A 25,681-nucleotide genomic window follows, 5' to 3' on the forward strand; every position below is an offset into this window, starting at 1 on the left:
ACGGCGTGAGCAGCACCGACGCCAGCACCGAAGCCAGCACCGAAGCCAGCACCGACGCGAGCACCGACGCCACCGACCTGGCGATCCACCCCGACAGCCCCGACTGGCGCCGCGGCCTCCCGACGGCTGCCGAGAGTCGCGCCGACCTGGCGATGGCGGCCGCCCTCTTCGCCGGGGCGGTGCTGAGCTGGGTGCTGTACCGGACCGCCGGGGTCTATGAGGAGCCTGCCTCGGGGCCGGTGTCGCTGCTGTGCCTCGCGGCGGCGACGCTGCCGCTCGCGTGGCGCAGGCGCTGGCCGGCGGCCGTGGCCGTGGCGGTGGGCGCGGCGTTCGTGCTGACGTCCACGCTGTCGGTGCCCGAGCTGCTCGTCGTCAACATCGCGCTGTTCATGGCGTTGTACTCCGTCGGCGCCTGGGAGCCCTCCCGCCGACGCGCCACCTGGGTGCGCGTCGCCGTCATCATCGCGATGTTCGTGTGGCTGTTGATCGCGCTGTTCCAGGCGTCCACCGACCCCGAGGTGCTCGAGGAGTTCGAGGGGGTGGGCGTGCTCTCCCCGATGGTCGCGTACATGCTCATCCAGCTCCTCACCAACATCCTGTACTTCGCGGGCGCCTACTGGTTCGGCGACCACGCATGGGCGTCGGCGCGGGACCGGGCCCGCATGCGGTGGCGCACGCGCGAGCTGCAGCGCGAGCGGATGCGGGTGGAGAGCCAGGCCGTGACGATCGAGCGGTTGCGGCTGGCTCGCGAGCTGCACGACTCGGTGGGCCACCACGTGTCGCTGATGGGGGTGCAGGCCGCGGCGGCGCGCACGCTGCTGGACGTCGACGCCGTGCGGGCCGCCACCGCGATGGAGCATGTCGAGGACGCCGCCCGCGACGCGATCGCCGAGCTGCACGGGCTGCTGGGCACGCTCCGCGAGCACGACTCCGACACCGGGCTGCCCCAGGAGGCGGTGGGCTCGCTGGGCGTCGGCAGGATCCCCGAGCTGGTCGACGGCGCCGCCGCCGGTGGGGTCCACGCGACGTACCTCGTGGTGGGGGACCCGGTGCCGCTGCCGCCGGTCACCTCGCTGAACCTGTACCGGATCGCGCAGGAGGCGCTCACGAACGTGCGCAAGCACGCCGGGAGAGGGGCCCACGCCGACGTGCGGCTGCGCTACCTCGACGGCGCCGTGGAGCTGGAGGTCGCCGACAACGGGGTGGGGCTGCGGCGCGGGTCGTCCGACGGCTCGGCTGGCCGGCTCGGCCTGGTGGGGATGCGCGAGCGTGTGGCCGCTGACGGCGGGACGCTGCTGACCGCGCAGCGGCGGCTCGGCGGGTTCGTGGTCCGCGTGCAGGTTCCGCTGCGCAGAGAGCCTGCCGACGTGCGGCGGGAGACTGCCGATGTCTGAGCAGATCCGGGTGCTGCTCGTCGACGACCAGGCGCTGGTGCGCGGCGGGTTCGCGACGATCCTCGACGCGCAGCCCGACATCACCGTGGTGGGCGAGGCGTCCACCGGGGCGGAGGGCGTCGAGGCCGCGCGCCGACTCGACCCCGACGTCATCTGCATGGACGTGCAGATGCCCGACATGGACGGCCTGGAGGCGACCCGGCTGGTCGTGGCGGATCCGCGGATCCGCGCCGGGGTGCTCATGCTCACCACGTTCAACCGGCAGGACTACCTCGTCGAGGCGTTGCGCGCCGGGGCCAGCGGGTTCCTGCTGAAGAACTCCCGGCCCGCGCAGCTCGTCGACGCGGTGCGGGCCCTGGCCGCGGGGGACGCGCTGCTGGCGCCCGAGGTGACACGTGCCGTGATCCGGCAGGCGGTCGAGGGCGCGGCGCTGGGGGCGCCCGTCGGGGCCACGCCTCCACCGTCCGGGGGAGGGCTCCCGGTGGAGGCCGCCGCGCTCACGGAGCGCGAGCTCGGGGTGCTGCGGCTACTCGCCCGCGGCCTGTCCAACGACGAGATCGCCGCGGAGCTCGTGGTGGGCCGGGCGACGGTGAAGACCCACGTGTCCAACGTCCTCATGAAGCTGGCGCTGCGCGACCGGGTGCAGGCCGTCGTGTTCGCCCACCAGCACGGACTGGTCGACCACACCTGATCTCAGCCGCGAGGCGGAGCTCGATTTCCGCCTCGCGCCGGAGGCGTGACCTGCGGCGACGTCCGTAATCTCGATCTCAGCGGGCAACGGCCCGGTTCTGAGAACGAGAGAGGGCGACATGCTGCAGCTCGACGGCATCACCCGGTCCTTCGGAGATCGTCGCGTGCTCGACGACGTGTCCTTCACCGTGGAGAGCGGGCGCCTGACCGGCTTCGTCGGCGCCAACGGCGCGGGCAAGACCACCACGATGCGGATCATCCTGGGGGTGCTCGCCCCCGAAGCCGGCACGGTGACCGTCGACGGCCGCCCGATCGACGCGGTGCAGCGCCGGTCCTTCGGGTACATGCCCGAGGAGCGTGGCCTGTACCCGAAGATGAAGGTCGTCGAGCAGGTGGCCTACCTGGCCCGGCTGCACGGCTTCGACCGCCGCACGGCGACGGACCGGTCGCGTGACCTCCTGGAGCGGCTCGGCCTGGGCGAGCGCGCCGACGACCCGCTGGAGAGCCTGTCCCTCGGCAACCAGCAGCGCGCGCAGGTCGCGGCGGCGCTGGTGCACGACCCGCAGGTGCTGATCCTCGACGAGCCGTTCTCCGGCCTGGACCCGATGGCCGTCGACGTGGTGCTCGGCGTGCTCGCCGAGAAGGCCGCCACCGGTGTGCCCGTCCTGTTCTCCTCCCACCAGCTCGACGTGGTCGAGCGCCTGTGCGACGACCTGGTGATCATCGCCGGCGGGCAGATCCGCGCGGCGGGCTCCCGGGGCGCGCTGCACGAGGAGTTCGGCTCGACGCGTTACGAGATCTCCACGGCCCAGGACGTCGGATGGCTGCGCGCCGAGCGCGGCGTCACCGTCGTGGAGTTCGACGGCGGATCGGCGCTGTTCGAGGCCGAGCAGGACGCCGCCCAGGCCGTGCTGCGGTCCGCTCTCGAGCGCGGCGCCGTCACCTCGTTCGGCCCGCAACGCCCCACCCTCGGCGAGATCTTCCGGGAGATCGTCTCCGAGCCAGACGAGCACGCCACCACCGAGACCGCCCAGACCACCGAGAAGGAGATGGCCCGATGAGCGCGCAGCGCCCGGCCGTGCCGTCGATGTGGGGCTCCACGCTCCTCGTCGCCGAACGTGAGATCACCACGCAGGTCCGCACCAAGTCGTTCCTCATCTCGACAGCGATCACGCTGGGCCTGGTCTTGGTCGGGATCATCGCGCCCAGCCTGTTCGGCGGATCCGGCGACGACGCCATCAAGGTCGCCGTCGTGGCGTCCACCTCCACAGCTGTGGAGTCCGCCGAGGGGCTCGAGGCGGTCCTCGCGGACGACGCCGACGCGGCGCGCCAGATGGTCGAGGCGGACGAGGGGGAGGCCGCGGTGCTGCCCGGCGAGGGCGCGCTCGGCCTCACGGTCGTCGCCCGCACCAGCGCCCCCTCGGACGTGGTCGGCGCGCTGTCCGTGGCGCCCACGGTGGAGCTGCTCGACGGCGACGCGACCAGCGAGGGCCTGCGCATGCTCGTCTCGATGGCCTTCGGCTTCGTCTTCATGATGTCGGCGATGGGCTCGGGCAGCATGATCGCCCAGAACACCGTCCAGGAGAAGCAGACCCGCATCGTGGAGATCCTGCTCTCGGCGGTCCCGGCCCGGGCGTTGCTCGCGGGCAAGATCCTGGGGAACTCGGTGGTCGCGTTCGGCCAGACCGCGGCCATCGCCGTGGTGGCCGTGATCGGGCTGGTCGTCACCTCCCAAGACGAGCTGCTGGGCGTCCTGGGATCGGCGCTGGTGTGGTTCATCGTGTTCTTCGTCGTCGGCTTCGTGCTGGTGGCGGCGATCTTCGCGGCGAGCGCGTCGCTGGTCTCCCGCCAGGAGGACGTCGGATCGGTGCTCACCCCGGTGATGATGATCGTGATGATCCCGTACTTCCTGGTGCTGTTCTTCAACGACAACGCCTTCGCGATGACCGTCATGTCCTACGTGCCGTTCAGCGCGACGGTGGGGATGCCCGTGCGGCTGTTCCTGGGCGAGGCGCACTGGTGGGAGCCGATCCTGTCGCTGGCGGTCCTGATCGGCTGCACGCTCGTGGTGACGGCGATCGCGGCGCGCATCTACTCGGGCTCGCTGCTGCGGATGGGCGGGCGCACGTCGGTGCGCGAGGCGCTGAAGGCGAGCGAGGACGCTGTCTGACGGAATCAGGCGGCGGCCCGACGACGAGGACTCCCCTCGCCGCCGGGCCGCCGCCCGTTCCACGGGGCTGCGCGTCAGCCGTTCGCTGACGTGTCCATGTGGAAGAACTCCCACACGTGCCCGTCGGGGTCGGTGACGGCCCGCTCGTACATCGGGTCCTCCGCCTGGGTGTCGCGGTACTGCGCGCCGCCGTGGGCCAGCGCGTTGGCGAAGAGCGCGTCGACCTCCTCGCGGGAGTCCGCCGACAGCGCGTGGAGCACCTGCACCGTGGCGCGAGCGTCGGCGATCGGGGCCCGGGCGAAGTCCGAGAAGCGCTCCCGCGCCAGCAGCATCACGACGATCGTGTCGGAGATGACGATCGACGTGGCCTGGTCGTCGCTGAACATCTCGTTGATGGTGAAGCCGAGCCCGGTGTAGAAGGCCCGGGAGGCGGCCAGGTCCGCCACGGGCAGGTTCACGAAGATCATGCGGTCCATCAGGCTCTCCTCGGATGCGGTCGGGTCAGCCGCCAAGGCGAGGCGGTGATGCGGGTACCGACCTCGCCCGCCGCCCGGACTCATCGGACGGCCCTCATCGGGCGGCCGGGCTGCTGTGGGCGCCCCCGGCTACCGTGAGGGTATGACCTTCGTCACAGGCGCCGACGGCTCGGAGCCGGGCGGCGCCTCGCCCACGCCCACCCCCGGCGACGTCCTGGAACGGGACTTCGCGGCACTCACCGAGCCGCTGCGCCGCGAGATCATGGCGCACTGCTACCGCATGACGGGCTCGGTGCACGACGCCGAGGACCTCGTGCAGGAGACGTACCTGCGCGCCTGGCGCGCCATGCACGGCTTCGAGAACCGGGCGTCGCTGCGCACCTGGATGTTCCGCATCGCCACCAACACGTGCCTGACGCACCTGGCGGGACGGGCACGGCGGCCGTTGCCCACCGGGCTCGGGGCGCCCGCCGCCGACCCGGCCCATGAGCCCCGTGCCGACGGCGCGGTGCCGTGGCTCGAGCCCTTGCCCGACGCGGTGGTGTGGGGCCATGAGTCCACCGACCCGGCGGCCGCCGCGGTGGGCCACGAGTCCGTGCGGCTCGCCTTCGTGGCGGCGCTGCAGCACCTCACCGCCCGGCAGCGCGCCGTGCTGCTGCTGCGGGACGTCCTGGCATGGAGCGCGGCAGAAGTCGCGGACGCCCTCGACATGACCGTCGCGGGGGTCAACTCCACCTTGCAGCGGGCCCGCGCGAACGTCGCGCGCCTCGACCGGGAGCAGCCCGGCTCGCTCGACGACGAGCGGCTGCGCCACCTGCTGGACGCGTACGTGGCCGCCTTCGAGGCCTACGACGTGGCCGCGATCGTGCAGCTCATGGCGGCCGACGTGGTGTGGGAGATGCCGCCGTTCCCCGGCTGGTACAGCGGCCCCCAGGACGTGGCCACGCTCATCTCGACGTGGTGCCCCGCGAACGGGCCGGGGAGCATGCGGATGCTGCCGACGTCCGCGAACGGGTCGCCGGCGTTCGGGTTGTACATGGCCGACCCCGGGGGCACGCACCGGCCGTTCCAGGTCCAGGTGCTCGAGGTCGACGACCGCGGGGTGGGCCGGGTGACGGCGTGGTTCGGGGAGCCGCTGTTCTCGGCTTTCGGGCTGCCGGGCGCCGTCCACCGCGACGCGGCCGGCTGACGGGCCAGCCGGCCCGCGCGGTCATCTGCGGCCAGGCCGTCCCATCGCTGCCTTGACCCCGATGTCCACAGCCGCGACGAGCCCGGCGTCCGGGAACCGCTCGCGCAGCGCATGCGCCGCTGCGGCTGGCACGTCGGTCGCCGTGACGACCTGCTCGAAGACGTCCAGGTACTGAAGCGTCCACGTCACGGGATCGCCCTGCCAGTCGGCCGTGCGGTGGCCGGGCACGACCCGCCTCGCCGCGACCGACTGGAGCTCGCGCAGCCGCGCCGCCCACTCCTCGCGCTCTGCCGCGGTGGGCGTGCCCGCCGTCCACAGATGATCGCCGCCGTACACCAGGGCGCCGCCCAGCACGGTGTGGGACTGCGGCTGCCACAGGTAGTCGCCACGCCAGCCGAGCGTCCCGCCCCCCGCGCGCAACTCGAAGAGCCGCCCCTCGAACTCGAACGTGTCACCGCCCCAGGCGTCGATGACGGCCCGGCGCGTCGGCAGGTTGCGGCCCAGCCGAGACCAGTGCGCGAGCTTGTCCTCGTACGTCTGCACGATGCGGTCGACGACGCGCGCCGGGGCGAACACGTGGGCGTCGGGGAACGCGTCGGCGACGATGCCCGCTCCGAAGAAGAAGTCCGGTCCCGCCCCGCTGATCAGCACGTGCGTCACCGGGCGGCCGGTCTCGAGGGCTGACGCGACGATGCGGTGGGCCTGTGAGGCGATGAGCCCGGTGTCGACGATCATCAGCGCCTCATCGCCGTAGACGAGGGTGCTGGTCTTCGTGAGCCCGGTCTCCGGGGAGTCGAGCACGTCGAACGCCAGGTCTGTCATCGATGCCCCCGCTGCTGCCCGGACGCTCGTCGTGAGGGCTGGGAGCCGTCGTCCCGGTCCCGGGTTGGCGTCGGGATCGACGTTACGCTCGTGATGAGGGCCTGGCCACAGGGCTGGTCCCGCGGGAGGGGAGCCGGGGCCATGAGCGACAGCGGGAACGGTGACTTCGAGTTCGAGCGTCGGTTCTTCGTGCGGGAGGTGCCGAGCGAGGCGCTGGCCGAGCCCGACCCGGTGCTCATCGTGCAGAGCTACTACCTCGCCGACCAGGGCTTCGCGCTGCGGCTGCGCGTGCAGTCGTCGACCGCCCGGATCGAGATGGGCGGCTCCGAGGACGTCCTCGACGTGCTCGACGAGTTCGCCGGCCAGTTCGACTTCTGCGCCCTGACGGCCAAGGGGCCCATGGTCGAGGGCACGCGCTACGAGGCCGAGCGGGAGATCGACGTCAGCGTCGGCGTCGAGATGATCCGGCGCGGCGGGGCGCGCATCGTGAAGAACCGCTACTCCGTGTGGCTCGGCGGCGACGGCTGGGTGATCGACGTGTTCGGCGGCGCGAACCGCCCGTTGGTCATCGCCGAATGCGAGCGGGGCGGCCCGGTGACGGACTTGACCATCCCGTCCTTCTGCATCAGCGAGGTGACCGGCGACCGGCGGTTCTCGAACGACGCGCTGTCCGCGGCGCCGTTCTCCGGCTGGGCGGCCAAGTACGCCGCCGAGCTCGCCTCGGAGGGGCCGCGCTTCCTGCAAGGGCTGGGCGTCAACCGCTTCGAGCGCCCCTAGCCGCTCGGTGGGCGGGCTGCCGGTCCGCGACGGAGAGTGGGAGGACCACATCCGTGCCGCGCGCGCGGCCACCTGGCGGAGGTAGTCATGACCAACCTGAGCATCATCGGGGCCGGCACGATGGCGGCCGCGATCGCGTCCGTGGGCGTCAACGGCGGGGCCCGCGTGCAGGTCCTGTCCCGGAACATCGACGCGGCGGTGCAGATCGCCGCGAACCTCGGCGAGCAGGTGGCGCCGGGCCAGCTCGGCGACCCGCTCACCGGCGACATCGTCGTCCTCGCGGTGCCGTACACCGGCCTGTCGCAGCTGGTCGAGCAGTACACCCCGGAGCTGGGCGGCAAGACGCTCGTCGACATCTGCAACCCCATCGACCTGGCCACGCTCGACGGGCTCGTCGTGCCCCAGGGCTCGTCGGCCGCCGAGCAGGTGGCGGTGTGGGCGCCCGACGCGCATGTGCTCAAGGCCTTCAACACGACCTTCGCGGCGACGCTGGAGTCCGGGACGGTGGGCGGGCTCCCCACCACCGTCCTGGTGGCCGGCGACGACCCGGCCGCCAAGCGCCAGCTCACCGACCTGCTCGACGCGGCGGGCCTGGTGGGGCTCGACGCCGGCGGGCTGAGTCGCGCCCAGCAGCTCGAGCAGCTGGGGTTCCTGCAGATCTCGCTGGCCACGGCGGAGCGCATCCGGTGGACCGGCGGATTCGCCGTGGTGCGCTGACCGGCGCGGACGCGAGAGGATCGGGGCAGCCCGCGCCAGGCGCCCGGGCGCTGAGCCGCACCGCCGCACGGCCGTACTGAGGAGCATTGATGCCCGACTGGGTCGACCACGCCATCTGGTGGCACGCCTACCCGCTCGGGTTCACGGGGGCGCCGGTGGACGGCCCCGACCCGGATCCCGGCGTCCGGCGCCGGCTCGGACGGCTCACCGACTGGCTCGACTACGTCGTCGAGCTGGGCTGTAACGGGCTGCTGCTCGGACCGGTCTTCGCCTCGCAGACGCACGGCTACGACACCCTCGACCACCTGGCGCTCGACCCGCGGTTGGGCGGCGACGAGGACTGGGACGCCCTGGTGGCGGCTGCCCGGGCGCGCGGCGTGCGGCTCGTGCTCGACGGCGTGTTCAACCACGTCGGGCGCGGGCACCCCCGGGTGCAGGCGGCGCTCGCGGACGGTCCGGGGAGCGACGCGGGCCGCTGGGTGCGGTGGGAGGGCGACGGCGACGCGGCGGTCCCGGCGGTCTTCGAGGGGCATGACCAGCTGGTGGTGCTCAACCACGACGAGCCCGAGGTCGCCCGCTACGTGGCCGACGTGATGTCGCACTGGCTGGCCCGCGGCGCCGACGGCTGGCGACTCGACGCCGCCTACGCGGTGCCGCCCGCGTTCTGGCAGGCGGTGCTGCCCGAGGTGCGCGCCCAGCACCCGCAGGCGTGGGTGCTCGGGGAGATGATCCACGGCGACTACGCCGAGTACGTGACCCAGTCGGGCATCGACTCGGTGACCCAGTACGAGCTGTGGAAGGCGGTCTGGAGCTCGCTCGCCGACCGCAACTTCTACGAGCTGGCGTGGGCGCTCGACCGGCACCGGGCCTTCTTGGAGGTGTTCCTGCCGCAGACCTTCGTGGGGAACCACGACGTGACGCGCATCGCCGACCGGGTGGGCGACGTGCGCCATGCGACGCATGCCCTGGCGGTGCTGATGTTCGTCGCGGGCACCCCGTCGGTGTACGCGGGCGACGAGCAGGGCTTCCGGGGGGTGAAGGAGGAGCGCTTCGGCGGTGACGACGCCATCCGCCCGGAGTTCCCGGCGGCCCCGGCCGGCCTCGCCCCCGAGGGCTGGGGCGTCTATCGCGAGCACCAGCGCCTGATCGGGTTCCGGCGGCGGCACCCATGGCTCGTGCGGGTGGCGGGGCGCACGGTGCAGGTCGCCAACGAGCAGCTCGTGGTGGAGTCCTCCTCGCCGGACGGGGCCGAGCGGCTGGTGCTGGTGCTCAATCTGGCGGACGAGCCGTTCACCCCGCAGGACCCGGTGGGGGAGCGGATGCTGCGCTCGGGCGACCTCGGCGTCGCGGAGGGCGGCCCGGGCGTCGTGCCGCCGCACGCGTGGGCGGTGTTCCGCGGCAGCCCGGGCTAGGGCTCGCCCTCGAGGTGGTCGAGCAGCACCTGCGCGTGGTTCATGTGCGGGTCGCGCGCCGCGTAGAGCAGCGTGACGCGCGGGTGCGACTGCGCCAGGTGGCGGAGCTCGGCGACCGCGGGGTTGTGGTCGAGCTCGGCGTCGTAGCGCGCGGCGAACTCGGCCTGCTTCGTGGGGTCGTGGTCCCACCAGGTGCGCAGCTCGGTGCTGGGCGCCACATCGCGCAGCCACAGGTCCAGGTTGGCCTCGGCCTTGCTGACGCCGCGGGGCCACAGCCGGTCGACCAGCACGCGGTAGCCGTCGTCGGGGCTGACGGGGGAGTAGATCCGCTTGGTCGTCACGTCCATCGATCGAGCATGCCCCCGCGGGCTCTGTGGCGCAGCGGGAATGGGCCGGGCTCGCGTGAAGTTGAACGATCAACTACATTGGGAGTAGACCACCGACCGAGGAGCACCCATGAGCACCGTCCCCACCACCCCCGCGACACTTCCGGGCCGCACCGACGCGATCGCCGCAGGCGCCGGGATGGACGCGGTGACCCTCCTCGTCGGCGACCTCGACCAGCAGGTGCGCTTCTACCGCGACGTGCTGCTCTTCGACGTCATCGAGACGCCCATCGACCGGCTGGCGGGCTCCGGGCGCCCGGACGTCGTCACCCTGGGCCGCGGGACGACCCCGCTCGTCGTGCTCCGCCACACCCCCGACCTGCCGCCCCAGCAGCGCGGCCAAGCCGGCCTGTTCCACAGCGCCTTCCTCTTCGAGGACCGCGCCGCGCTCGCGGCGACCGTCGCCTCCGTCGCCCAGAAGGCGCCGCAGAGCTACGTCGGCAGCGCCGACCACCTCGTCTCGCTGGCGTTCTACGCCACCGATCCCGAGGGCAACGGCGTCGAGCTGTACTGGGACCGCGACCGTGGCGACTGGGGCTTCGACCCGCAGGGGCACGTCCAGATGGACTCGCTGCGGCTCGACCCGAACGAGTTCCTGCGCCAGCACCTGCGCGAGCCCTCCAGCGTGGACGCGTTCGGGCTGCCCGCCGTGCCGGCCAGCGGAGCCACGATCGGGCACGTGCACCTGCAGGTCGGCGACGTGCCCTCGGCCCGCGACTTCTACGTCGACGCCCTCGGCTTCGACGTGATGGCGGAGTTCCACGGCGCGCTGTTCGTCGCCGCCGGCGGCTACCACCACCACATCGCCGTCAACACCTGGAACAGCGCAGGAGCCGGGCCCCGGGCCTCCGCGCTGGGCCTGGGCGAGATCGGCATCGTCGTCCCCACCGCCGACGACGTCGCTGCCCTCGGCGACCGGCTCGCGCACGCTCGCGTGCAGGCGCGCCACGACGGCCTCACGCTGTCCTTCGAGGACCCGTGGCGCAACCTCATCAAGGTCACGGCGGGCTGAACGCGCCGAACGACTCCAGCCAGCCCGCCCCGGCCGACGCGGCCACCACCGCCGCGCAGGCGCCGAGCACCACGGCGGTGAACAGCGCATCCGCCCGGCCCAGCGCCACGGGCCTGTGCACCGTGCGGGGGCCCGAGCCCAGCGCCCGCAGCTCCATCGACACCGCCATCCGCTGGCTCTGCCGAAGCGTCACCACCAGCAAGGTGAACGCCGCGCGCGCCGCGCCCCGCACTCGGCCCCGGCCGCGCCGCCCGGGCGGGACGCGTGCGGCCTGCGCCTGGCGGATGGTCGTCCAGCGCTCCGGGAGCTGTTCGAGCATCCGGTACCCCGCGAGCACCGCGAAGGTCGCCTGCGGCCCGAGCCTGGCGTGCTGGTGCAGGCTCGTCATGAGCCGGGCGCCATCGGTGGTGAGGACGAAAGCGGTGGACAACGTCCCCACCAGCACCGTCCGCCACGCGAGCGAGGCGCCCACCGCCACACCCGCCCCGGTGACCTCCAGGGCGCCTGCCGTGAGCAGCACGTCGCCGGGCCGGGTGACGGCGTTGACCAGGAAGACGCTGAGCGCGAAGGGTGTGAACGCGGCCTGGGCGCGCAGCACCACCCGCCATGGCAGCGCGCCGGCCCACGTGACCGCCGGGCCTGCCAGGAGCAGCAGGGCCAGGGGCGTCCACGGGTCCAGCACCGCCACCAGCGCGCCCGTGACGACGAGCAGCACCCCGAGCTTCACCGTCGGGTTGCGGCGGTGCAGCAGCGAGTCGTGCCCCATCGGCCGGCCCAGCCCTGGGTTGCCCACCTCGGCAGTGCCGCTCGCCTCGGCAGGCCGTCTCACCACAGCAGAGCCCCGGCCGACGCGCGGACGCCGTCGTCAAGCGCCGCCAGGAACGGGCGCAGGCTGGCGCCGGACGACCGCCACGCCTCGAGCAGCGGCGGCAGTGCTAGCCCTGCGCGGTGCAGCAGGGCCGTGTCCGCCAGCAGCCGGGCGGGCGGGCCGGAGCCCAGCACCCGGCCGCCGTGCAGCACCACCACCTCGTCGGCCAGGGCGCCGACCAGGCGCAGGTCATGCGTGACGAGCACGACGCCACGGCCCTCGTCGGCCAGGCCGCGCAGCGCCCCCGCGACGAGCGCGCCGGTGAGGCGGTCCTGGCCGAACGTGGGCTCGTCGGCGAGCAGCACGTCGTGGGCGCACACGGCCATCGCGGCGAGGGAGACGCGCCGCTGCTGACCGCCGGAGAGGCGGAACGGGTCCTGCTCGGCGAGGTCCCGCAAGCCCAGGTCGAGCAGGGCGCGCTCGGCGACGGCCTGGGCGTCGGGCCGTCCGGCGGCATGCGGCCCGTAGGCCAGCTCGGCCCGGACACTGCGGGTGAGGAGCTGGTGCTCGGGGTGCTGGAAGGCCATGCCCACCCTGCCGCCGGACACCTCGCCCGCGCTCGGCAGCAACCCCGCCAGGGCCAGCAGCAGCGAGGACTTGCCTGATCCGTTGACGCCGACCACCGCTGTCACGCGCCCGCGCCGGACCGCCAGGTCGACGGGGCCCACCACGCGGCGCCCGCCCCGGTCGACCTGCACCGACCGGGCCCGCAGCACCACCTCCCCACCCGATGGCGCAGCCGGCTCCCTGGCCGATGACACAGCCGGCTCGCCGGCCGACAGCACAGCGGCGGCCACATGAGAGGGGGAGTCGAAGCCGGCCGCGCGCAGCTCGGCGGACGCGGGCAGCCAGCACCCCAACGCCACGAGCTCGGCGGACCGCTCGGCCAGCACGGCGCCGGTCGGGCCGTCGACGCGCACCCGCCCCTGCTCGTCCAGCACGACGATGCGCCCCGGGAGGCTGCCGATCTCGTCGAGCCGATGCTCGACGATCACGCAGGCCCGGCCGTGGCGCGCGGCACGCACCGCGTCGGCGACCTGTCGGGCGCCGACGGGGTCGAGCAGCGCGGTCGGCTCGTCGAGCAGCAGCACGGAGGGGTCCGCGACCAGCGCCGCGGCGGGCGCCACCCGTTGGCCCTCGCCGCCGGACAGCTCGCTGGTGCGGCGCCCGGCGAGGCTCCCCGCGCCGACCAGCGCGAGCGCCCGCTCGACCCGCGGCCCGATCTGCTCGCGCGGCACGGCCCGGTTCTCCGGCCCGAACGCGACCTCGTCGAGCACCGTCGGCAGCACGAGCTGGTCGGCGGGGTCCTGCGTGAGCACGCCCACCTCCCGGGCCAGCGTCGGGACGCCCGCAACCTCGGCCGCGCCCAGCACCGGCATCCCCGCGACCCGCACCTCGCCGCTCGCCTGCGCCCCGATCGACTGCGGGACCACGCCCGCCAGGACGCGCAGCACCGTGCTCTTGCCCGCGCCGGAGGGCCCGACCAGCAGCACCTGCTCGCCGGCGCCCACGTCCAGGTCGAGCCCGTCGAGCACCGGGTGCGCGGCCCTGGGGTACCGCACGGACAGCCCCCGCACCCGGATCACGGCCTGCCCTCGCCGGCGACTGCCACAGCGTGGGAATCGGCCGCCGCGTCCGAGGCGAGCCGCGCGCGTCCCGCCGCGTGATCGTCCAGCACCCCGGTGCGCAGCAAGGCGTCGCCGGCCACCCGGGCCAGCAGCCCGCACAGCACCACGCCGCTCACCAACTGCAGCGCCACCCGCAGCGCGAACCAGTCCTGCGTCGCCCACCCGAACCGCACCATGCCGATGGCCAGGTTCGCGGCGGCCGCAGTGAGGCCGGAGAGCACGAACACGCCCCACCCGTAGCGCCGGTACCGGGTGAGGGTGAAGGCCAACTCGGCGCCCGCGCCCTGCACCAGGCCCACCACCAGGAGCATCGGGCCCACGGGGGAGGCGAGGAACACGACCTCGACGAGCGCGGCCACGATCTCCGCGACGACGCCCACCCCGGGTTTGCGCACGATGAACACCGCGAGCGGCGCCACCACCATCCACCCGCCGGCCAGCACGTTCTGCGCCAGGTCCCCGAACGGGCCCATCGCCACCTGCAGCGCGAGCCAGCCCTGCACCAGCGCCCAGTAGAGGAACCCGGCGACCACGGCGAGCGCGGCCAGCAGCACCAGCTCGTGCAGGGTGAGCGCGGCACGCCGCCGCACGGCGGTCATCGGGCGCCCGCCGCACTGGCCGAGGGGGAGCCCAGCGAGATCGTCGCGTGGGACACCACATGCCGCACCCGCTGCCCGACGAGCAGCCAGCCCTGCGCCACGGCCGCCAGCACGTCGGCCAGATCGCCGTCGAGCCGCGTCACGAAGTGCTCGGAGCCGGTGACGACGCCCAGCCCGCGGGCGTGCTCGATCGCGGCGAGGATGCCGGCCATGTGGTCGCCGGGGCCGTCTGCGTCGCCGTCGTCGAGCGGGTACAGCGCCCAGTGGGCGCTCGCGGCGTGGTGGCTCGGCGGCAGCGGGCTCAGGGTGACCGGGCGTCGCAGGATCGCGTCGTCGACGGCGCAGGCGACCTCGCCCGGGCACCCGCGCGAGAGGTGCACATGCGCGACGACGTGTGCGCCGGACTGCGCGGCGGCGGAGATCGCGTCGAGGAGGTAGGCCACGACATCGTCCTCGGCTCCCCGGATGAAGGTCGACACGTCGTCGGTGACGACCTCGACCTCGGGGCGCGCCGCCGCCTCCAGGGCTTCGAGGATGACGGGGACGAAGTCGGCGGTCATGGGCTGCAGCGACAGGCGCGCGCCGACTCCCAGCTCGGCCGGGGTGGGGGATGCGGGGGCTGTCCCCTATTCACAACTGACGCTGCCGACGAGCCTACGCGTGCCCGCTTCTGCGGCCTGGTGCTCCGTAGCACTGACTCGTCCGTCAGGCGGACCCCCGGGCAGCCACATGCGCACCGCCACGCCCCCGGGTCGGCGGTGTGGACGACGGAGGAGGGCAGCGTTCGCCGCCCAGCCCGTCGGCCACGCGGCGACGGGGGAGCCCGACGACACATGCCCTGCTCCCTACGCCGGTGTGAGCCGGATCAGGTTCCACGGGTCTGCGGGTGGGACTCTCGTCCGGCCGCACTCTCAGCGCTCCTGCGCTCCCCGGGGGCTTGTCGCCACGGACGCTAACCGTGTGCGGGGCCGGTGGCGAGGCCCTGTCCGGATGGCGGTCAGCGCATCCACGCGCGCCGCCCGGGCCGGGTGGCCCGTCGCGCCAGATGGGGGAGCTGTTGTTCGAGCTCGAGCGCGCGCACCCGGGCCTGGTCGTGCAGCAGGCCGTAGGTGAACGCGTTCCCCCCGGCCAGAGGCGCCTCGACGGCGGCCCGCCGCAGCACGCCGCGCAGCACGACGAGGTCCTGGTGGGAGCCGAGCAGGTCCTGCACCCGCTCGGCGGCGCGCGCGCTGCGCACGGCGTCCTGCCCCACGACGGGCGCCAGCGTCTCGGCCGCGTACCGGGCCTGGCGGGCCTCCTTGCGCGCCTCATGCAGCGCGGCGTCCCGCTGCGCGCCCGACTGCTCGGCGCGCGCCGCCCGCCACGCGCGGCTCAGCCGGCGGAACGCCCGGTCCACGCGTGGCAGCAGCACCTCGTCGATGCCACGGCTGGCCGCGGATGTCAGTGGCGGGTCCGCGACCAACTCCGCCACCCTCGCGCGCAGGGCCGCCCAGTCCGGCCCGTCGAGGTCCTCGACGACGCGTGCCAGCGCGGCCTCGTACGCGGAGCCGCGATCGGCGTCCAGGCGGGTGCGCACCGGCCCGATGACCAGGCCCGCCGGCACCTCCGCGAGCAGGTCGCCCAGCCCGGCGCGGCTGACATCGGCGTCCCGGGCCTGGCCGAGCCGGCGCCCGACCCGGCGCAGGTCGTCGCGCAGCGGGGCGGTGCGCGCGCGCAGCAGCACGGGTCGGAACGTGCCGAGCGCGCTGCGCAGCCTGCGGGTGGCCACCCGCATGTCATGCACCGCCTCCGGGTCCGCGGCGCGCACTCCGGGCTCCTGCGCGGCGAGCTGCGCCGCCTGGTCGGCGAGGCGCCGCAGCACCAGCCCTCCGGCGTCGGGGTTCGCCTCCTCTGCTGCGAGCCCGGCCATGGCGGCCTCCCTCCCAGTGCGTGCCTGTGTGGCTCTCAGCCCGCCATCGCGGCGGCGGTGTGCTCGGCGGGCACCCGGTCCTGCTCGGGCACGGGGCCTGGTGGGACGCCGTCGCCGAACGGCCGCCCGCCCAGCTCGTCGCGCCCATGCGGCGTCAGCCAGCCGCGCAGGTCGGGGCCCTGCGGGACGATCTGCGTCGGGTTGATGTCCTCGTGGACCACGTAGTAGTGCCGTTTGATGTGGTCGAAGTCGACGGTGTCGCCGAAGCCGGGCGTTTGGAACAGGTCACGCGCGTACGCCCACAGCACCGGCATCTCGGTGAGCTTGCTCCGGTTGCACTTGAAGTGGCCGTGGTAGACCGCGTCGAACCGCACCAGGGTGGTGAACAGCCGCACATCCGCCTCGGTGATCGTGTCCCCGACGAGGTACCGCTGGCGCTCGAGTCGCTCGGACAAGCGGTCCAGACGGTCGAACAGGCGGTGGTAGGCCGTGTCATACGCCTCCTGCGACCCGGCGAAGCCGCATCGGTAGACGCCGTTGTTGACGTCCCGGAACACCTCGCGGGCCACCGCGTCGATCTCGGGGCGCAGGTGCTCCGGGTACAGGTCAGGGGCGCCGGGGCGGTGCAGTGCCACCCACTCCGTCTCCAGGTCCAGGGTCATCTGGGCGTAGTCGTTCGTCACCACCTCGCCCGTGGTGACGTCGACGATCGCCGGCACGGTGATTCCCCGTGTGTAGCCGGGGAACCGGGCGAAGTAGGCGTCCTGCAGGCGCGGGATGCCGAGCACGGGGTCGACGCCGCCGGGGTCGAGGTCGAAGGTCCACGAGCGCCGGTCGTGCGTCGGGCCGGCGACCGCCATCGACAGGGCGTCCTCCAGGCCGAGCAGCCGCCGCACGATCACCGCGCGGCTCGCCCAGGGGCAGGCGCGGGACACGACCAGGCGGTACCTGCCCGCCTCGACGGGGTAGCCGTCCCGCCCGTCCGCTGTGATCCGCGTCGCGATGTAGCGGTCGTCCCTGGTGAACTCGGCGCCCGACGTCACATAGGCGCCTGCCGTGCTGACCTCGTGTGTCATGGGGAAATCCTGCCGTGTTCGACGCGTGCCCGCCGCTCCGCGCCCGCATCGGGCGCCATCCGCCGACTCCGCGCGCGACGCGAGGCCCGCCTAGGGTGTGGGGTTCTGCTGGTTGCCGACCACGAGGAGCCCCGTGCCCGCCCGTCCTGCCCGTCGCACGCTCCCGCTCGCCCGACTGGGCCTCGGGGCAGCGGTCGTCGTGGGGCTCACTGTCACGGCCTGCGTCGTGGGCCCCCGCCCGGCTCCCTCCGACGCCGCCCCCTCCGCCACGGCCACCCCGGCGGCGCTGGCGGCCGCCGGCAACCGGCCGGCGGCGGCGCGCACGCCTGGCGCCGGGGACGCCGCCGCCACCGCGGCGCTCGCGGCCCGCCGCCCGCCGCACGCGCAGGCATACGTTGTTGAAAGTTTTGTCTATTTGATGTGTATATAAGCAAAAGCCGGCATACGAGTTTTCTGCCTGTCTCGTGGGCTCGGAGATGTGTATAAGAGCCGGGTACGCGCAGGCGCCGGTGGTGGTCCTGGCCCCTGCCGCCGACACCCCCGCCCAGCTCGCCGGAGCCTCGGCCGCCGTGGCCCTAGGCGTTCCGCTGCTGCTCACCGACGGCCCCGCCGACGACGCGGTCGCCGCGGAGCTGGTGCGACTCGGCGTGCGCGCGGTGCTCGTCATCGGCGGCGCCTCAGCGCCCGACGGCATCGACGCGGTGTCCCTGGCGGCCCACGCGCCGGTGGGCTCGGCGCTCGCGGACGCGACCGGGCTGCGCTTCGGCGAGGTGCGGCCCGTTGACGTCGGCCAGGAGCTGGCGGCGGTCGCGGCCCTCGGACGCCCCGCCACGGCGGTGCTGACAGCAGCCGGCGCCGACGCCGCCCCGGAGGACATCCCGGAAGAGACGTCCGATGCCACCCCCGACCCCGCTGGCGGCTCCGTGCTCCCGCAGGTCAGCCCGCCGGAGCCCGCCGCCGTGACCACTGTGCTGACCGACGGCCACCCCGCCCACCTCGCCGCCGTCGCCACCGCGCGCGCGGCCGGCTTGCCGGTGCACGTCGTGCCGGGAGGGGACCCCCGCGCGTCCGCGGCCACGGTGGACGCGCTCGCCGGGAGCGGTCCCGTCCTGGCCCTCGGCGCGTCGTTCGGCTCGCAGGAGCTCCTCGCCCCGCGCCTCGCGAGCGCCGCCACCGGCGTGCAGGCCCCCGGCGGCGGCCAGCTCGTGTTCCCGACGGCGCCCGGCGCGCCCGGCAAGAGGTACGTCGCGCTGTACGGCACTCCCGGCACCCCGGCGCTGGGACTGCTGGGCGAGCAGGACGTGCCGGCGACGATCGCCCGCGCCCAGCAGCTCGCGGGCGAGTACCAGGCGCTCACCGGCGACACGGTGGTCCCGATGCTCGAGGTGATCGCGACGATCGCCTCGGCGGGGCCCGAGGACGGCAGCTACTCCCGGATGCGCCCGGTGGAGGACCTGCGCCCGCTCGTCGAGGCGGCGGGCGAGGCGGGTATGGCCGTCGTGCTGGACCTGCAGCCGGGCCGCACCGACTTCGTCACGCAGGCGCAGGCGTATGCGGACCTGCTCGCGCTCCCGCATGTGAGCCTCGCCCTGGACCCCGAATGGCGGCTCGCCCCCGACCAGGTGCACCTGCGGCAGATCGGCTCGGTGGGCATCGACGAGGTCAACGCCGTCGTCACCTGGCTCGCGGACTTCACCCGCGAGCGGGCGCTGCCCCAGAAGCTCCTGGTGCTGCACCAGTTCTCGCTGCGGATGATCACCGAGCGCGAGCGGTTGGACACGAGTCGTGACGAGCTCGCGCTGCTCATCCACGTCGACGGCCAGGGCTCGCAGCCGGCGAAGGCCGGCACCTGGGCCGCGCTCCAGTTGGGCGCCCCGGCGGGGGTGCGCTGGGGGTGGAAGAACTTCATCGACGAGGACGTCCCGATGCTCGACCCGACTCAGACATACCAGGTCACACCGGTGCCTGACCTGGTCACCTACCAGTAGCGGCACTCCGGGGACGAGTCGTGGCGCCAAGGATCTCGACCTAGGCTGCGGGCGATGAGCGAGCCGTCGGCGCCCTCTGAGCGCACCCCCGAACCGCTGGCCGAGCAGTCCGCGACGCAGCGTCGCGCGCGTTCGCGCTGGCTGCGGGTGGGGCTGCCCGCGTTGCTCGGCGCCCTGATCGCGTTGGTCTTCGGCGTCACGACGGCGACCGCCGACCTGAGCCTGGGCCCGCATGAGGCGCGCTACGACGTCACGACCGACAGCGTGGTCACCGTCGACCTCGGACCGCTGGGCACGTTGCAGCTCGACTCGCCGCTCCCGCTGACGCTCGGCGTCCACGTCACGGTCGAGGAGATCCCCGACTCCTTCACCGCAGTCGACGCCGCCACGACGCTGGAGGTCCTCAGTGGCGACCTCCAGGGCTACTTGCAGTTCTTCGCGGGCCCGCAGGCCACGGTGCATGACGCGACGCAGGCGCTCCTCACGGATGCGGTGCGGCGCTCGCTGGGGGCGTTCGCGGTGCTGGCGCTCGCCTGGTGGGGTGGCCGGTGGCTGATGGGCCGGGGCCGGCGCGAGGAGCTGGCCGAGCGCGTGGCGCCCCACGCCCGTCAGATCACGGGCGGCGTGCTGGTGGTGAGTCTGGGACTGGGCGTGCTCACCTCGAGCCTGGGCGAGGCGGCGCGGCCGCAGCCCGAGGCCCGCGTGTCCTCGGTCTTCGACGGCACGCCCCTCGAGGGCGCCCGGGTGACCGGGCGGCTCGGCGGCGTGATCGACACCTACGGCGGCTATGTGGTGGACGCCTACCGCTCGAACACCGCGTTCTACGACCAGGCCGAGTCCGCGCTGCAGGTCGCGTGGCGTGAGCGGGAGACGCTCATCGAGCAGGCGCAGGCGCAGGCGGGACCGTCGGTGCGCCTGAACGCGGGCGTGCCGGCAGCGGAGCAGAACCTTGACGAGGGTGCTGGGGAGGCCACAGGGGAGGCTGAAGGGGAGGAGGGCGCCACGCCCAGCCCGACGGCCACGCCCACGCCGAGCGAGGACGCCGCTGAGCGCTCGGAGCCGATCACCTTGGTGGTGATCTCCGACCTGCACTGCAACGTGGGCATGGCCCCGGTGATCCGCTCGCTGGCCGAGCTGTCGCAGGCCCAGGTGATCCTCGACGCGGGCGACACGACGATCAACGGCACCGCGGTGGAGCAGTACTGCGTGACGACATTCGCGCAGGCGGCGCCGGCCGGCGTGCCGATCGTGACGTCGCCGGGCAACCACGACTCGCGTGAGACGTCGGCGATGTACGCGCGGGCCGGGGCCACGGTGCTCTCGGGCGAGGTGGTCGAGGTGGCGGGCCTGCGCATCCTCGGCGACCGGGACCCGAATGAGACGCGGATCGGCGCCGGCACGTCGTCGGCCGACACGGAGACCGCCGCCGAGATGGGCGCTCGGCTCGCCGAGACGGCCTGCGCCGACCCGGACGGGGTCGACTTGCTGCTCATCCACACGCCGCGGGTGGGCCAGGCCGCGCTCGACGAGGGCTGTGTGCCGGCGCAGGTGTCGGGGCACATGCACCGCAGGTCGGGGCCGTCGATGACGGGCGAGGGCGTGCGCTACGTCAGCTCGAGCACGGCCGGGGCCTCATCCGGGCAGGCGACGGTGGGTCCGCTGAACGGCATCGCGGAGATGACGGTGCTGCGCTTCGACCCGGACGACCGCAGGCTGCTCGACTACCAGGTGGTGCAGGTCGGCACCGACGCCTCGGTGGAGGTGGGCCCGCGGGTCGCGTGGCCGTCGCTGTCGCCGCTGCTGACGAGGCCGCGCTCGCCACTGCTCGTGCCGCTGGGCTGACTCGTGCTGGGCTGGCCAGCGGGGCGGGTTGCCCCGGCATACCGCTGGGCGGCAGAATGTTCGGTGTGCCGAACTTTTCTCTTCGACTAGGCGCAGCGGTCTGCGCCGTGCTGCTCCTGGCCGGATGCGCAGGCGCCGGCGCCCGGCCGCAGTCCGAGGCCACCAGCGCCGCGCAGGACGGGCGGCCTGTTGTGCTCGCCACCTTCACGGTGATCGCCGACATGGCGGGCGTCGTCGCGGGCGACCACCTGCGCGTGGAGTCGGTCACCAAGGCCGGCGCCGAGATCCACGGCTACGAGCCGACGCCCGACGACCTGCGCCGGGCGGCCCGCGCGGACCTCGTGCTCGACAACGGGCTCGGCCTCGAGGCCTGGTTCGACAAGTTCGTCGACCGGCTCGACGCGCCCCACGTGACCCTCTCGGGCGGCGTCGAGACCATCCCCATCACCGGGGGCGAGGCGAAGGGGCACGCGAACCCGCATGCGTGGATGTCGCCCGCCGCGGCGCAGGTCTACGTCGCGAACATCGCCGACGCGTTCGCCGCGCTCGACCCTGAGCACGCCGACGACTACCGCGCCAACGCGGCGTCGTACTCGGCGCAGATCGCGGCCCTCGGCGACGAGCTCGAGCGCGAGCTCGCCTCGCTCGACCCGGCGCGTCGGGCGCTGGTGACCTGCGAGGGCGCGTTCTCCTACCTCGCCCGCGACGCGGGCCTGGCCGAGGCCTGGCTGTGGCCGGTGAACTCCGAGCGGCAGGGCACCCCGCAGCAGGTCGCCGCGACCATCGACTTCGTGCGGGACAACCGCGTGCCGGCGGTGTTCTGCGAGTCCACCGTCTCCTCCACCGCCCAGGAGCAGGTGGCCGACGAGGCCGGGGCCCGGTTCGCCGGGGTGCTGTACGTCGACTCGCTGTCCGAGCCCGACGGCCCGGTGCCCACCTACCTCGACCTGCTCGCGCATGACGTCCGGACGATCGTCGCGGGGCTCACCGGCGCCGACGAGGCGGCGGGCTCATGAGCGCCGCCGCGATCGAGGTCCGTGGCCTGACGGTCCGCTATCACGACGTCGTGGCCCTCGACGGGGCCGACCTGACAGTGCTCCCGGGACGGCTCACCGGGCTGCTCGGCATGAACGGCTCGGGCAAGTCGAGCCTGCTCAAGGCGATCATGGGCATCGTCAGCCCCGACGCCGGCGACGTCCGCGTGCTCGGCCGCACATCGCGCGACGCCCGCCGCGAGGCGCTGCTCGGCTACGTCCCGCAGTCGGAGGACGTCGACTGGTCGTTCCCGCTCACCGTCCGCGACGTGGTGTCCCAGGGGCGGTACGGGCGGCTCGGCCCGCTGCGCGGGCTCCGGTCCGCCGATCGCCAGGCGGTCGACTCGGCGCTCGAGCGCGTGGGGCTCACCGACCTCGCCGGGCGCCAGATCGGCCGGCTGTCGGGCGGCCAGCGCAAGCGGGCGTTCATCGCGCGCTGCCTCGCGCAGGAGGCCCAGGTGCTGCTGCTCGACGAGCCCTTCGCCGGCGTGGACGTGTCCTCACAAGCCACCCTCACCGCGCTGCTGCGCGAGCTCGTCGCGGAGGGCGTCGCCGCCCTGGTCTCCACCCATGACCTCGCCGCCTTGCCCGCCCTCGCGGATGACGCGGTCCTGCTGCACCGCCGGGTGCTGGCCGCCGGGTCGCCGCAGGAGGTGCTGCGGCCCGAGAACCTCGCGCTCGCCTTCGGAGGGGACTCATGACCGTCGTCGCGTGGCTCGCGGAGCCGTGGCAGTACGAGTTCATGCAGCGCGCGCTGCTGGTGACGGTGGTCGCGGCGGTGGTCTGCGGGCTGCTGAGCTGCTGGCTCGTGCTGATCGGCTGGTCGCTGCTGGGCGACGCCGTCGCGCATGCGGTGCTGCCCGGCGTGGTGCTGGCCTACCTCGCCGGCGTGCCGTTCGCGGTGGGGGCCCTGGTGTTCGGCCTCGGGGCGGTGGCGTTGATCGGGATGGTCCGCGAGACCACCGGCCTCCGGGAGGACACCGCGATCGGGGTGGTGTTCACGACGCTGTTCGCGCTGGGCATCGTGCTGGTGTCGGTGACGCCCAGCCAGATCGACCTCGGCCACATCCTGTTCGGCAACGTGCTCGGCGTCTCGGATGTGGACATCGCCCAGGTGGTGGTGCTCGGCGCCCTGGCGTTCACGGTGCTGGTGCTCAAGCGGCGCGACCTGACCCTGTACGCGTTCGACCGCACGCATGCGCATGCCGTCGGCATCTCCCCGCGCGTGCTCGCCGCGCTGCTGCTCGGGGTGCTTGCCCTGACGGTGGTGGTCGCGCTGCAGGCCATCGGCGTGGTGCTGGTCGTGGCCATGCTCATCACCCCCGGCGCCACGGCGTTCCTGCTCACCGAGCGGATGAGCAGGATGCTGGTCATCGCTCCGGTGCTGGCCGGGGGCTGCGCGCTCGCCGGGCTGTATGCGAGCTACTACCTGGACGCGTCCAGCGGCGGGATGGTCGTGCTCGCCCAGGGGCTGGTGTTCGCGCTGGTGTTCCTGTTCGCGCCGCGCCGGGGCGTGCTGCGCCGGCTGCGCGGGCGCGGGGCGGCAGCGGGCGGCGGTCTCGCGTCCGACGCCGCGGCGCCCGCCCAGGCGGCCACCGCCCTCGGCCCTAGGCTGGGCGCGTGAGCTCCCCGGATTCGAATGCCTTGACGTCCGTCGCCCAGGACTACCTCAAGGTCATCTGGTCGGCTGGCGAGTGGTCGCAGGCCCCCGTCACCACCAAGATGCTCGCCGAGCGGCTCGGGGTGGGCGCGTCGACGGTCTCGGAGACGGTGCGCAGGCTCGCGGACCAGGGGCTGGTGACGCACGCCCCGTACGCCCCCATCGAGCTGACGCCGGAGGGCGTGGCCCATGCGGTGGCGATGGTGCGGCGCCACCGGCTCATCGAGACGTTCCTGGTGAGCGTCCTGGGCTACGGGTGGGACGAGGTGCACGACGAGGCCGAGGTGCTCGAGCATGCGGTCTCCGACCTGATGGTGGACCGGATGGACGCGCGCCTGGGCTTCCCGACGCGGGACCCGCACGGCGACCCGATCCCCACAGCCGACGGCCATGTGCCGATGCCGCCGGCCCGGGTGCTGTGGGACCTGGTCGACGGTGACTGGGTCGTGGCCCGCATCTCGGACTCCGACCCGGAGCTGCTGCGCTACCTGGAGTCGGTGGGCCTGGTGCTGGACGCCCGCGTGGAGGTCGCCGAGCGGCGGCACGTGACGGGTGTGACGGCGGTGCGGGTCCGGCCTCCGGCCGCGGGGTCCACCGAGCCCGAGCGTCCGGTGGAGTTGGGGGAGAAGGCGGCCTCCGCCATCTGGCTCGTGCCCGCAGGGTAGGGTTCCCCGCATCACCGCACGTGGACGACGGCGATTCGACGCGCCGTCGTCGAATCGTTTCGAGAACGCCGAGACCGGCTGCCACCCCCCACGTCGAACCGCTGGGAGGCGACACACATGGTCCAGACCGCATCCGAGGCGCGCCCGGCCTCCCCGTCGGCTGCGGGCGGCGCCGGACGACGCGGCATCCAGCCGGCCCTGATCGCCCTGGCCCTCGGCGGCTTCTCCATCGGGACCACCGAGTTCACCACCATGGGCCTGCTGCCCGAGATCGCCGCCAGCGTCGGCGTCTCGATCCCCACCGCGGGCCACATCATCACCGCGTACGCGCTCGGCGTCGTCATCGGGGCCCCGCTGCTCACCACGCTGGCGGCCCGCGCCGACCGCCGCACCCTGCTGCTCTGGCTGATGGGGGCCTTCGCCGTCGCCAACACGCTGGCCGCCGTCGCGCCGAGCGCGAACTGGCTCATCGCCGCGCGCTTCCTGGCCGGGCTCCCGCACGGCGCGTTCTTCGGCGTCGGCGCCGTGCTGGGAGCGCACGTCGCCGGGCCGGGGCGGCGCGGGCGCGCGGTCGCCACGATGATGGCCGGGCTCACGATCTCCAACATCGTCGGCGTGCCCGCGTCCACGTGGCTCGGCCAGCAGTTCGGCTGGCGGCTCGCGTTCGTCGTGGTGGGCCTGCTCGGCCTGCTCACCCTCGCGGCACTCATCCGCTGGACGCCGAGCGTGCCCGCCGGGTCCGGGACCACCGTGCGCAGCGAGCTCGGCGCGCTGCGCAACCGGGGCCTGTGGATCGCGGCCGGGGCCGGTGGCATCGGCTTCGGCGGCATGTTCGCCGTCTACTCCTACATCTCCCCGCTCCTCACCGAGGCCACGGGGCTGGAGGTGGGCCTCGTCCCGCTGGTGCTCGCGCTGTTCGGCGTCGGGATGACCATCGGCACCCTGGTGGGCGGCCGCCTCGCCGACCGGTCGGTGCCGCGCGCGATGCACATCGGCTTCGGCTCGACGATCCTCTCGCTGGTCGCCATCGGGATCTTCGGGGGAGCGCATCCCGTCGTCGCGGTCAGCGCCATCGTCGCGCTCGGGATCACCTCGCAGATCCTCGGGATCGGCCTGCAGTCCCGCCTGATCGACCTCTCGCCGGACGCCCCGTCGCTGGGCGCGGCCCTGTGCCACTCCGCGCTCAACGTGGGGAACGCGGCGGGCGCGTGGGTCGGCGGGCTCGTCCTCGCCGCCGGGCTCGGCCACCTCGCACCGGCCTGGGTCGGCGCCGCGCTCACCGCCGCAGGCCTGCTGGTCGTGGCCACGGTCGGACGTGGCCCGGCGCCCGAGCCGACGCGGGCCTGACCGACCGATCTGGACCGGCG

General features: G+C 74.0%; 25 protein-coding genes and 1 riboswitch. Of the genes, 16 read left to right on the forward strand and 9 right to left on the reverse strand.

The features are described 5' to 3' along the window. Positions 1-5 precede the first annotated feature (5 nt). From BN3788_RS14355 to BN3788_RS14370, 4 genes are all read left to right on the forward strand, one after another. Positions 6-1,394, forward strand: coding sequence for a sensor histidine kinase (locus BN3788_RS14355; protein ID WP_234346666.1), 1,389 nt, complete (start codon positions 6-8; stop codon positions 1,392-1,394). Continuing rightward, on the forward strand, positions 1,387-2,085 hold the full coding sequence (locus BN3788_RS14360; protein ID WP_066587618.1) for a response regulator: 699 nt from the start codon (positions 1,387-1,389) through the stop codon (positions 2,083-2,085). The genes BN3788_RS14355 and BN3788_RS14360 overlap by 8 nt, the downstream gene beginning before the upstream one ends. A gap of 118 nt (positions 2,086-2,203) precedes the next feature. Then, positions 2,204-3,145, forward strand: a complete 942-nt coding sequence (locus BN3788_RS14365; RefSeq protein ID WP_066587620.1) for an ABC transporter ATP-binding protein — start codon at positions 2,204-2,206, stop codon at positions 3,143-3,145. Then, on the forward strand, positions 3,142-4,254 hold the full coding sequence (locus BN3788_RS14370; RefSeq protein WP_066587622.1) for an ABC transporter permease: 1,113 nt from the start codon (positions 3,142-3,144) through the stop codon (positions 4,252-4,254). Before BN3788_RS14365 ends, BN3788_RS14370 begins: the two co-directional genes overlap by 4 nt. 74 nt (positions 4,255-4,328) lie before the next feature. Here BN3788_RS14370 and BN3788_RS14375 read toward each other — a convergent pair whose 3' ends face one another. After that, a complete protein-coding gene (locus BN3788_RS14375; RefSeq protein WP_066587624.1) occupies positions 4,329-4,730 on the reverse strand; it encodes a VOC family protein in 402 nt (133 codons plus the stop codon). 142 nt (positions 4,731-4,872) lie between these two features. On the opposite strand from BN3788_RS14375, the gene BN3788_RS14380 reads away from it, so the two are divergent. Next, positions 4,873-5,919, forward strand: coding sequence for a sigma-70 family RNA polymerase sigma factor (locus BN3788_RS14380; protein ID WP_082812946.1), 1,047 nt, complete (start codon positions 4,873-4,875; stop codon positions 5,917-5,919). Between the two features lie 21 nt (positions 5,920-5,940). Here the strand turns inward: BN3788_RS14380 and BN3788_RS14385 are convergent, their stop codons facing one another. Continuing rightward, positions 5,941-6,741 (reverse strand): MBL fold metallo-hydrolase, encoded by an 801-nt coding sequence (locus BN3788_RS14385; protein WP_066587625.1) that lies wholly within the window; start codon positions 6,739-6,741, stop codon positions 5,941-5,943. A 141-nt stretch (positions 6,742-6,882) separates the two neighbouring features. On the opposite strand from BN3788_RS14385, the gene BN3788_RS14390 reads away from it, so the two are divergent. The 3 genes from BN3788_RS14390 to BN3788_RS14400 all read left to right on the forward strand — a co-directional run bounded on the left by BN3788_RS14390 (position 6,883) and on the right by BN3788_RS14400 (position 9,647). Then, on the forward strand, positions 6,883-7,518 hold the full coding sequence (locus BN3788_RS14390) for a CYTH domain-containing protein (RefSeq protein ID WP_066587629.1): 636 nt from the start codon (positions 6,883-6,885) through the stop codon (positions 7,516-7,518). An 87-nt stretch (positions 7,519-7,605) separates the two neighbouring features. After that, on the forward strand, positions 7,606-8,235 hold the full coding sequence (locus BN3788_RS14395; RefSeq protein ID WP_066587632.1) for an NADPH-dependent F420 reductase: 630 nt from the start codon (positions 7,606-7,608) through the stop codon (positions 8,233-8,235). A gap of 89 nt (positions 8,236-8,324) precedes the next feature. Then, positions 8,325-9,647, forward strand: coding sequence for an alpha-amylase family glycosyl hydrolase (locus tag BN3788_RS14400; protein ID WP_066587635.1), 1,323 nt, complete (start codon positions 8,325-8,327; stop codon positions 9,645-9,647). Here the strand turns inward: BN3788_RS14400 and BN3788_RS14405 are convergent. Next, a complete protein-coding gene (locus BN3788_RS14405) occupies positions 9,644-9,994 on the reverse strand; it encodes a DUF488 domain-containing protein (RefSeq protein ID WP_066587637.1) in 351 nt (116 codons plus the stop codon). The two genes, BN3788_RS14400 and BN3788_RS14405, sit on opposite strands and share 4 nt — an antisense overlap. 109 nt (positions 9,995-10,103) lie before the next feature. Here BN3788_RS14405 and BN3788_RS14410 point away from each other — a divergent pair, with 109 nt between their 5' ends. Continuing rightward, positions 10,104-11,045 carry a VOC family protein gene (locus tag BN3788_RS14410; RefSeq protein ID WP_082812947.1) on the forward strand — a complete coding sequence of 314 codons (942 nt, stop codon included), beginning with the start codon at positions 10,104-10,106 and terminating at the stop codon, positions 11,043-11,045. On the opposite strand, the gene BN3788_RS14415 is transcribed toward BN3788_RS14410, so the two are convergent. From BN3788_RS14415 to BN3788_RS14440, 6 genes are all read right to left on the reverse strand, one after another. Continuing rightward, positions 11,032-11,874, reverse strand: a complete 843-nt coding sequence (locus BN3788_RS14415) for an energy-coupling factor transporter transmembrane component T family protein (RefSeq protein WP_147525135.1) — start codon at positions 11,872-11,874, stop codon at positions 11,032-11,034. The two genes, BN3788_RS14410 and BN3788_RS14415, sit on opposite strands and share 14 nt — an antisense overlap. Beyond that, complete coding sequence (locus BN3788_RS14420; protein WP_066587642.1) at positions 11,871-13,499, reverse strand: ABC transporter ATP-binding protein; 1,629 nt, start codon at positions 13,497-13,499, stop codon at positions 11,871-11,873. The genes BN3788_RS14415 and BN3788_RS14420 overlap by 4 nt, the downstream gene beginning before the upstream one ends. After that, a complete protein-coding gene (locus tag BN3788_RS14425; RefSeq protein ID WP_082812949.1) occupies positions 13,496-14,140 on the reverse strand; it encodes an ECF transporter S component in 645 nt (214 codons plus the stop codon). Before BN3788_RS14425 ends, BN3788_RS14420 begins: the two co-directional genes overlap by 4 nt. Then, positions 14,137-14,733, reverse strand: a complete 597-nt coding sequence (locus tag BN3788_RS14430; protein WP_315969775.1) for a YkoF family thiamine/hydroxymethylpyrimidine-binding protein — start codon at positions 14,731-14,733, stop codon at positions 14,137-14,139. Before BN3788_RS14430 ends, BN3788_RS14425 begins: the two co-directional genes overlap by 4 nt. 230 nt (positions 14,734-14,963) lie before the next feature. After that, a riboswitch (TPP riboswitch) is annotated at positions 14,964-15,082 on the reverse strand. Positions 15,083-15,137: 55 nt separating this feature from the next. After that, positions 15,138-16,049: a CHAD domain-containing protein gene (locus BN3788_RS14435; protein ID WP_066587644.1), complete on the reverse strand. Its 912-nt coding sequence runs from the start codon at positions 16,047-16,049 to the stop codon at positions 15,138-15,140. Positions 16,050-16,084: 35 nt separating this feature from the next. Beyond that, complete coding sequence (locus BN3788_RS14440) at positions 16,085-17,125, reverse strand: glutathione S-transferase family protein (protein WP_066587646.1); 1,041 nt, start codon at positions 17,123-17,125, stop codon at positions 16,085-16,087. A 133-nt stretch (positions 17,126-17,258) separates the two neighbouring features. Here BN3788_RS14440 and BN3788_RS14445 point away from each other — a divergent pair, with 133 nt between their 5' ends. From BN3788_RS14445 to BN3788_RS14480, 7 genes are all read left to right on the forward strand, one after another. Further along, positions 17,259-17,555 (forward strand): hypothetical protein, encoded by a 297-nt coding sequence (locus BN3788_RS14445; RefSeq protein ID WP_066587648.1) that lies wholly within the window; start codon positions 17,259-17,261, stop codon positions 17,553-17,555. 1,612 nt (positions 17,556-19,167) lie between these two features. Then, on the forward strand, positions 19,168-20,955 hold the full coding sequence (locus BN3788_RS14455; RefSeq protein ID WP_082812951.1) for a metallophosphoesterase family protein: 1,788 nt from the start codon (positions 19,168-19,170) through the stop codon (positions 20,953-20,955). Between the two features lie 56 nt (positions 20,956-21,011). After that, positions 21,012-21,971: a metal ABC transporter substrate-binding protein gene (locus tag BN3788_RS14460; protein WP_066587656.1), complete on the forward strand. Its 960-nt coding sequence runs from the start codon at positions 21,012-21,014 to the stop codon at positions 21,969-21,971. After that, a complete protein-coding gene (locus tag BN3788_RS14465) occupies positions 21,968-22,690 on the forward strand; it encodes a metal ABC transporter ATP-binding protein (RefSeq protein WP_066587665.1) in 723 nt (240 codons plus the stop codon). Before BN3788_RS14460 ends, BN3788_RS14465 begins: the two co-directional genes overlap by 4 nt. Then, a complete protein-coding gene (locus BN3788_RS14470) occupies positions 22,687-23,613 on the forward strand; it encodes a metal ABC transporter permease (protein WP_066587673.1) in 927 nt (308 codons plus the stop codon). The genes BN3788_RS14465 and BN3788_RS14470 overlap by 4 nt, the downstream gene beginning before the upstream one ends. After that, positions 23,610-24,314: a metal-dependent transcriptional regulator gene (locus tag BN3788_RS14475; RefSeq protein WP_066587676.1), complete on the forward strand. Its 705-nt coding sequence runs from the start codon at positions 23,610-23,612 to the stop codon at positions 24,312-24,314. Before BN3788_RS14470 ends, BN3788_RS14475 begins: the two co-directional genes overlap by 4 nt. 117 nt (positions 24,315-24,431) lie before the next feature. Continuing rightward, complete coding sequence (locus BN3788_RS14480) at positions 24,432-25,661, forward strand: MFS transporter (RefSeq protein WP_082812952.1); 1,230 nt, start codon at positions 24,432-24,434, stop codon at positions 25,659-25,661. Positions 25,662-25,681: the final 20 nt, after the last annotated feature.

The organism is Cellulomonas timonensis (assembly GCF_900046455.1).
Classification (GTDB): Bacteria; Actinomycetota; Actinomycetes; order Actinomycetales; family Cellulomonadaceae; genus Cellulomonas_A; species Cellulomonas_A timonensis.

Bases quoted from the DNA above. Each gene is read 5' to 3' on its own strand.
- BN3788_RS14365 (WP_066587620.1), top strand. From the start codon at position 2,204: ATGCTGCAGCTCGACGGCATCACCCGGTCCTTCGGAGATCGTCGCGTG.
- BN3788_RS14390 (WP_066587629.1), top strand. From the start codon at position 6,883: ATGAGCGACAGCGGGAACGGTGACTTCGAGTTCGAGCGTCGGTTCTTC.
- BN3788_RS14385 (WP_066587625.1), bottom strand. From the start codon at position 6,741: ATGACAGACCTGGCGTTCGACGTGCTCGACTCCCCGGAGACCGGGCTC.
- BN3788_RS14410 (WP_082812947.1), top strand. From the start codon at position 10,104: ATGAGCACCGTCCCCACCACCCCCGCGACACTTCCGGGCCGCACCGAC.
- BN3788_RS14375 (WP_066587624.1), bottom strand. From the start codon at position 4,730: ATGGACCGCATGATCTTCGTGAACCTGCCCGTGGCGGACCTGGCCGCC.
- BN3788_RS14480 (WP_082812952.1), top strand. From the start codon at position 24,432: ATGGTCCAGACCGCATCCGAGGCGCGCCCGGCCTCCCCGTCGGCTGCG.
- BN3788_RS14470 (WP_066587673.1), top strand. From the start codon at position 22,687: ATGACCGTCGTCGCGTGGCTCGCGGAGCCGTGGCAGTACGAGTTCATG.
- BN3788_RS14440 (WP_066587646.1), bottom strand. From the start codon at position 17,125: ATGACACACGAGGTCAGCACGGCAGGCGCCTATGTGACGTCGGGCGCC.
- BN3788_RS14400 (WP_066587635.1), top strand. From the start codon at position 8,325: ATGCCCGACTGGGTCGACCACGCCATCTGGTGGCACGCCTACCCGCTC.
- BN3788_RS14360 (WP_066587618.1), top strand. From the start codon at position 1,387: ATGTCTGAGCAGATCCGGGTGCTGCTCGTCGACGACCAGGCGCTGGTG.
- BN3788_RS14435 (WP_066587644.1), bottom strand. From the start codon at position 16,049: ATGGCCGGGCTCGCAGCAGAGGAGGCGAACCCCGACGCCGGAGGGCTG.
- BN3788_RS14460 (WP_066587656.1), top strand. From the start codon at position 21,012: ATGTTCGGTGTGCCGAACTTTTCTCTTCGACTAGGCGCAGCGGTCTGC.
- BN3788_RS14395 (WP_066587632.1), top strand. From the start codon at position 7,606: ATGACCAACCTGAGCATCATCGGGGCCGGCACGATGGCGGCCGCGATC.
- BN3788_RS14455 (WP_082812951.1), top strand. From the start codon at position 19,168: ATGAGCGAGCCGTCGGCGCCCTCTGAGCGCACCCCCGAACCGCTGGCC.
- BN3788_RS14465 (WP_066587665.1), top strand. From the start codon at position 21,968: ATGAGCGCCGCCGCGATCGAGGTCCGTGGCCTGACGGTCCGCTATCAC.
- BN3788_RS14380 (WP_082812946.1), top strand. From the start codon at position 4,873: ATGACCTTCGTCACAGGCGCCGACGGCTCGGAGCCGGGCGGCGCCTCG.
- BN3788_RS14370 (WP_066587622.1), top strand. From the start codon at position 3,142: ATGAGCGCGCAGCGCCCGGCCGTGCCGTCGATGTGGGGCTCCACGCTC.
- BN3788_RS14425 (WP_082812949.1), bottom strand. From the start codon at position 14,140: ATGACCGCCGTGCGGCGGCGTGCCGCGCTCACCCTGCACGAGCTGGTG.
- BN3788_RS14405 (WP_066587637.1), bottom strand. From the start codon at position 9,994: ATGGACGTGACGACCAAGCGGATCTACTCCCCCGTCAGCCCCGACGAC.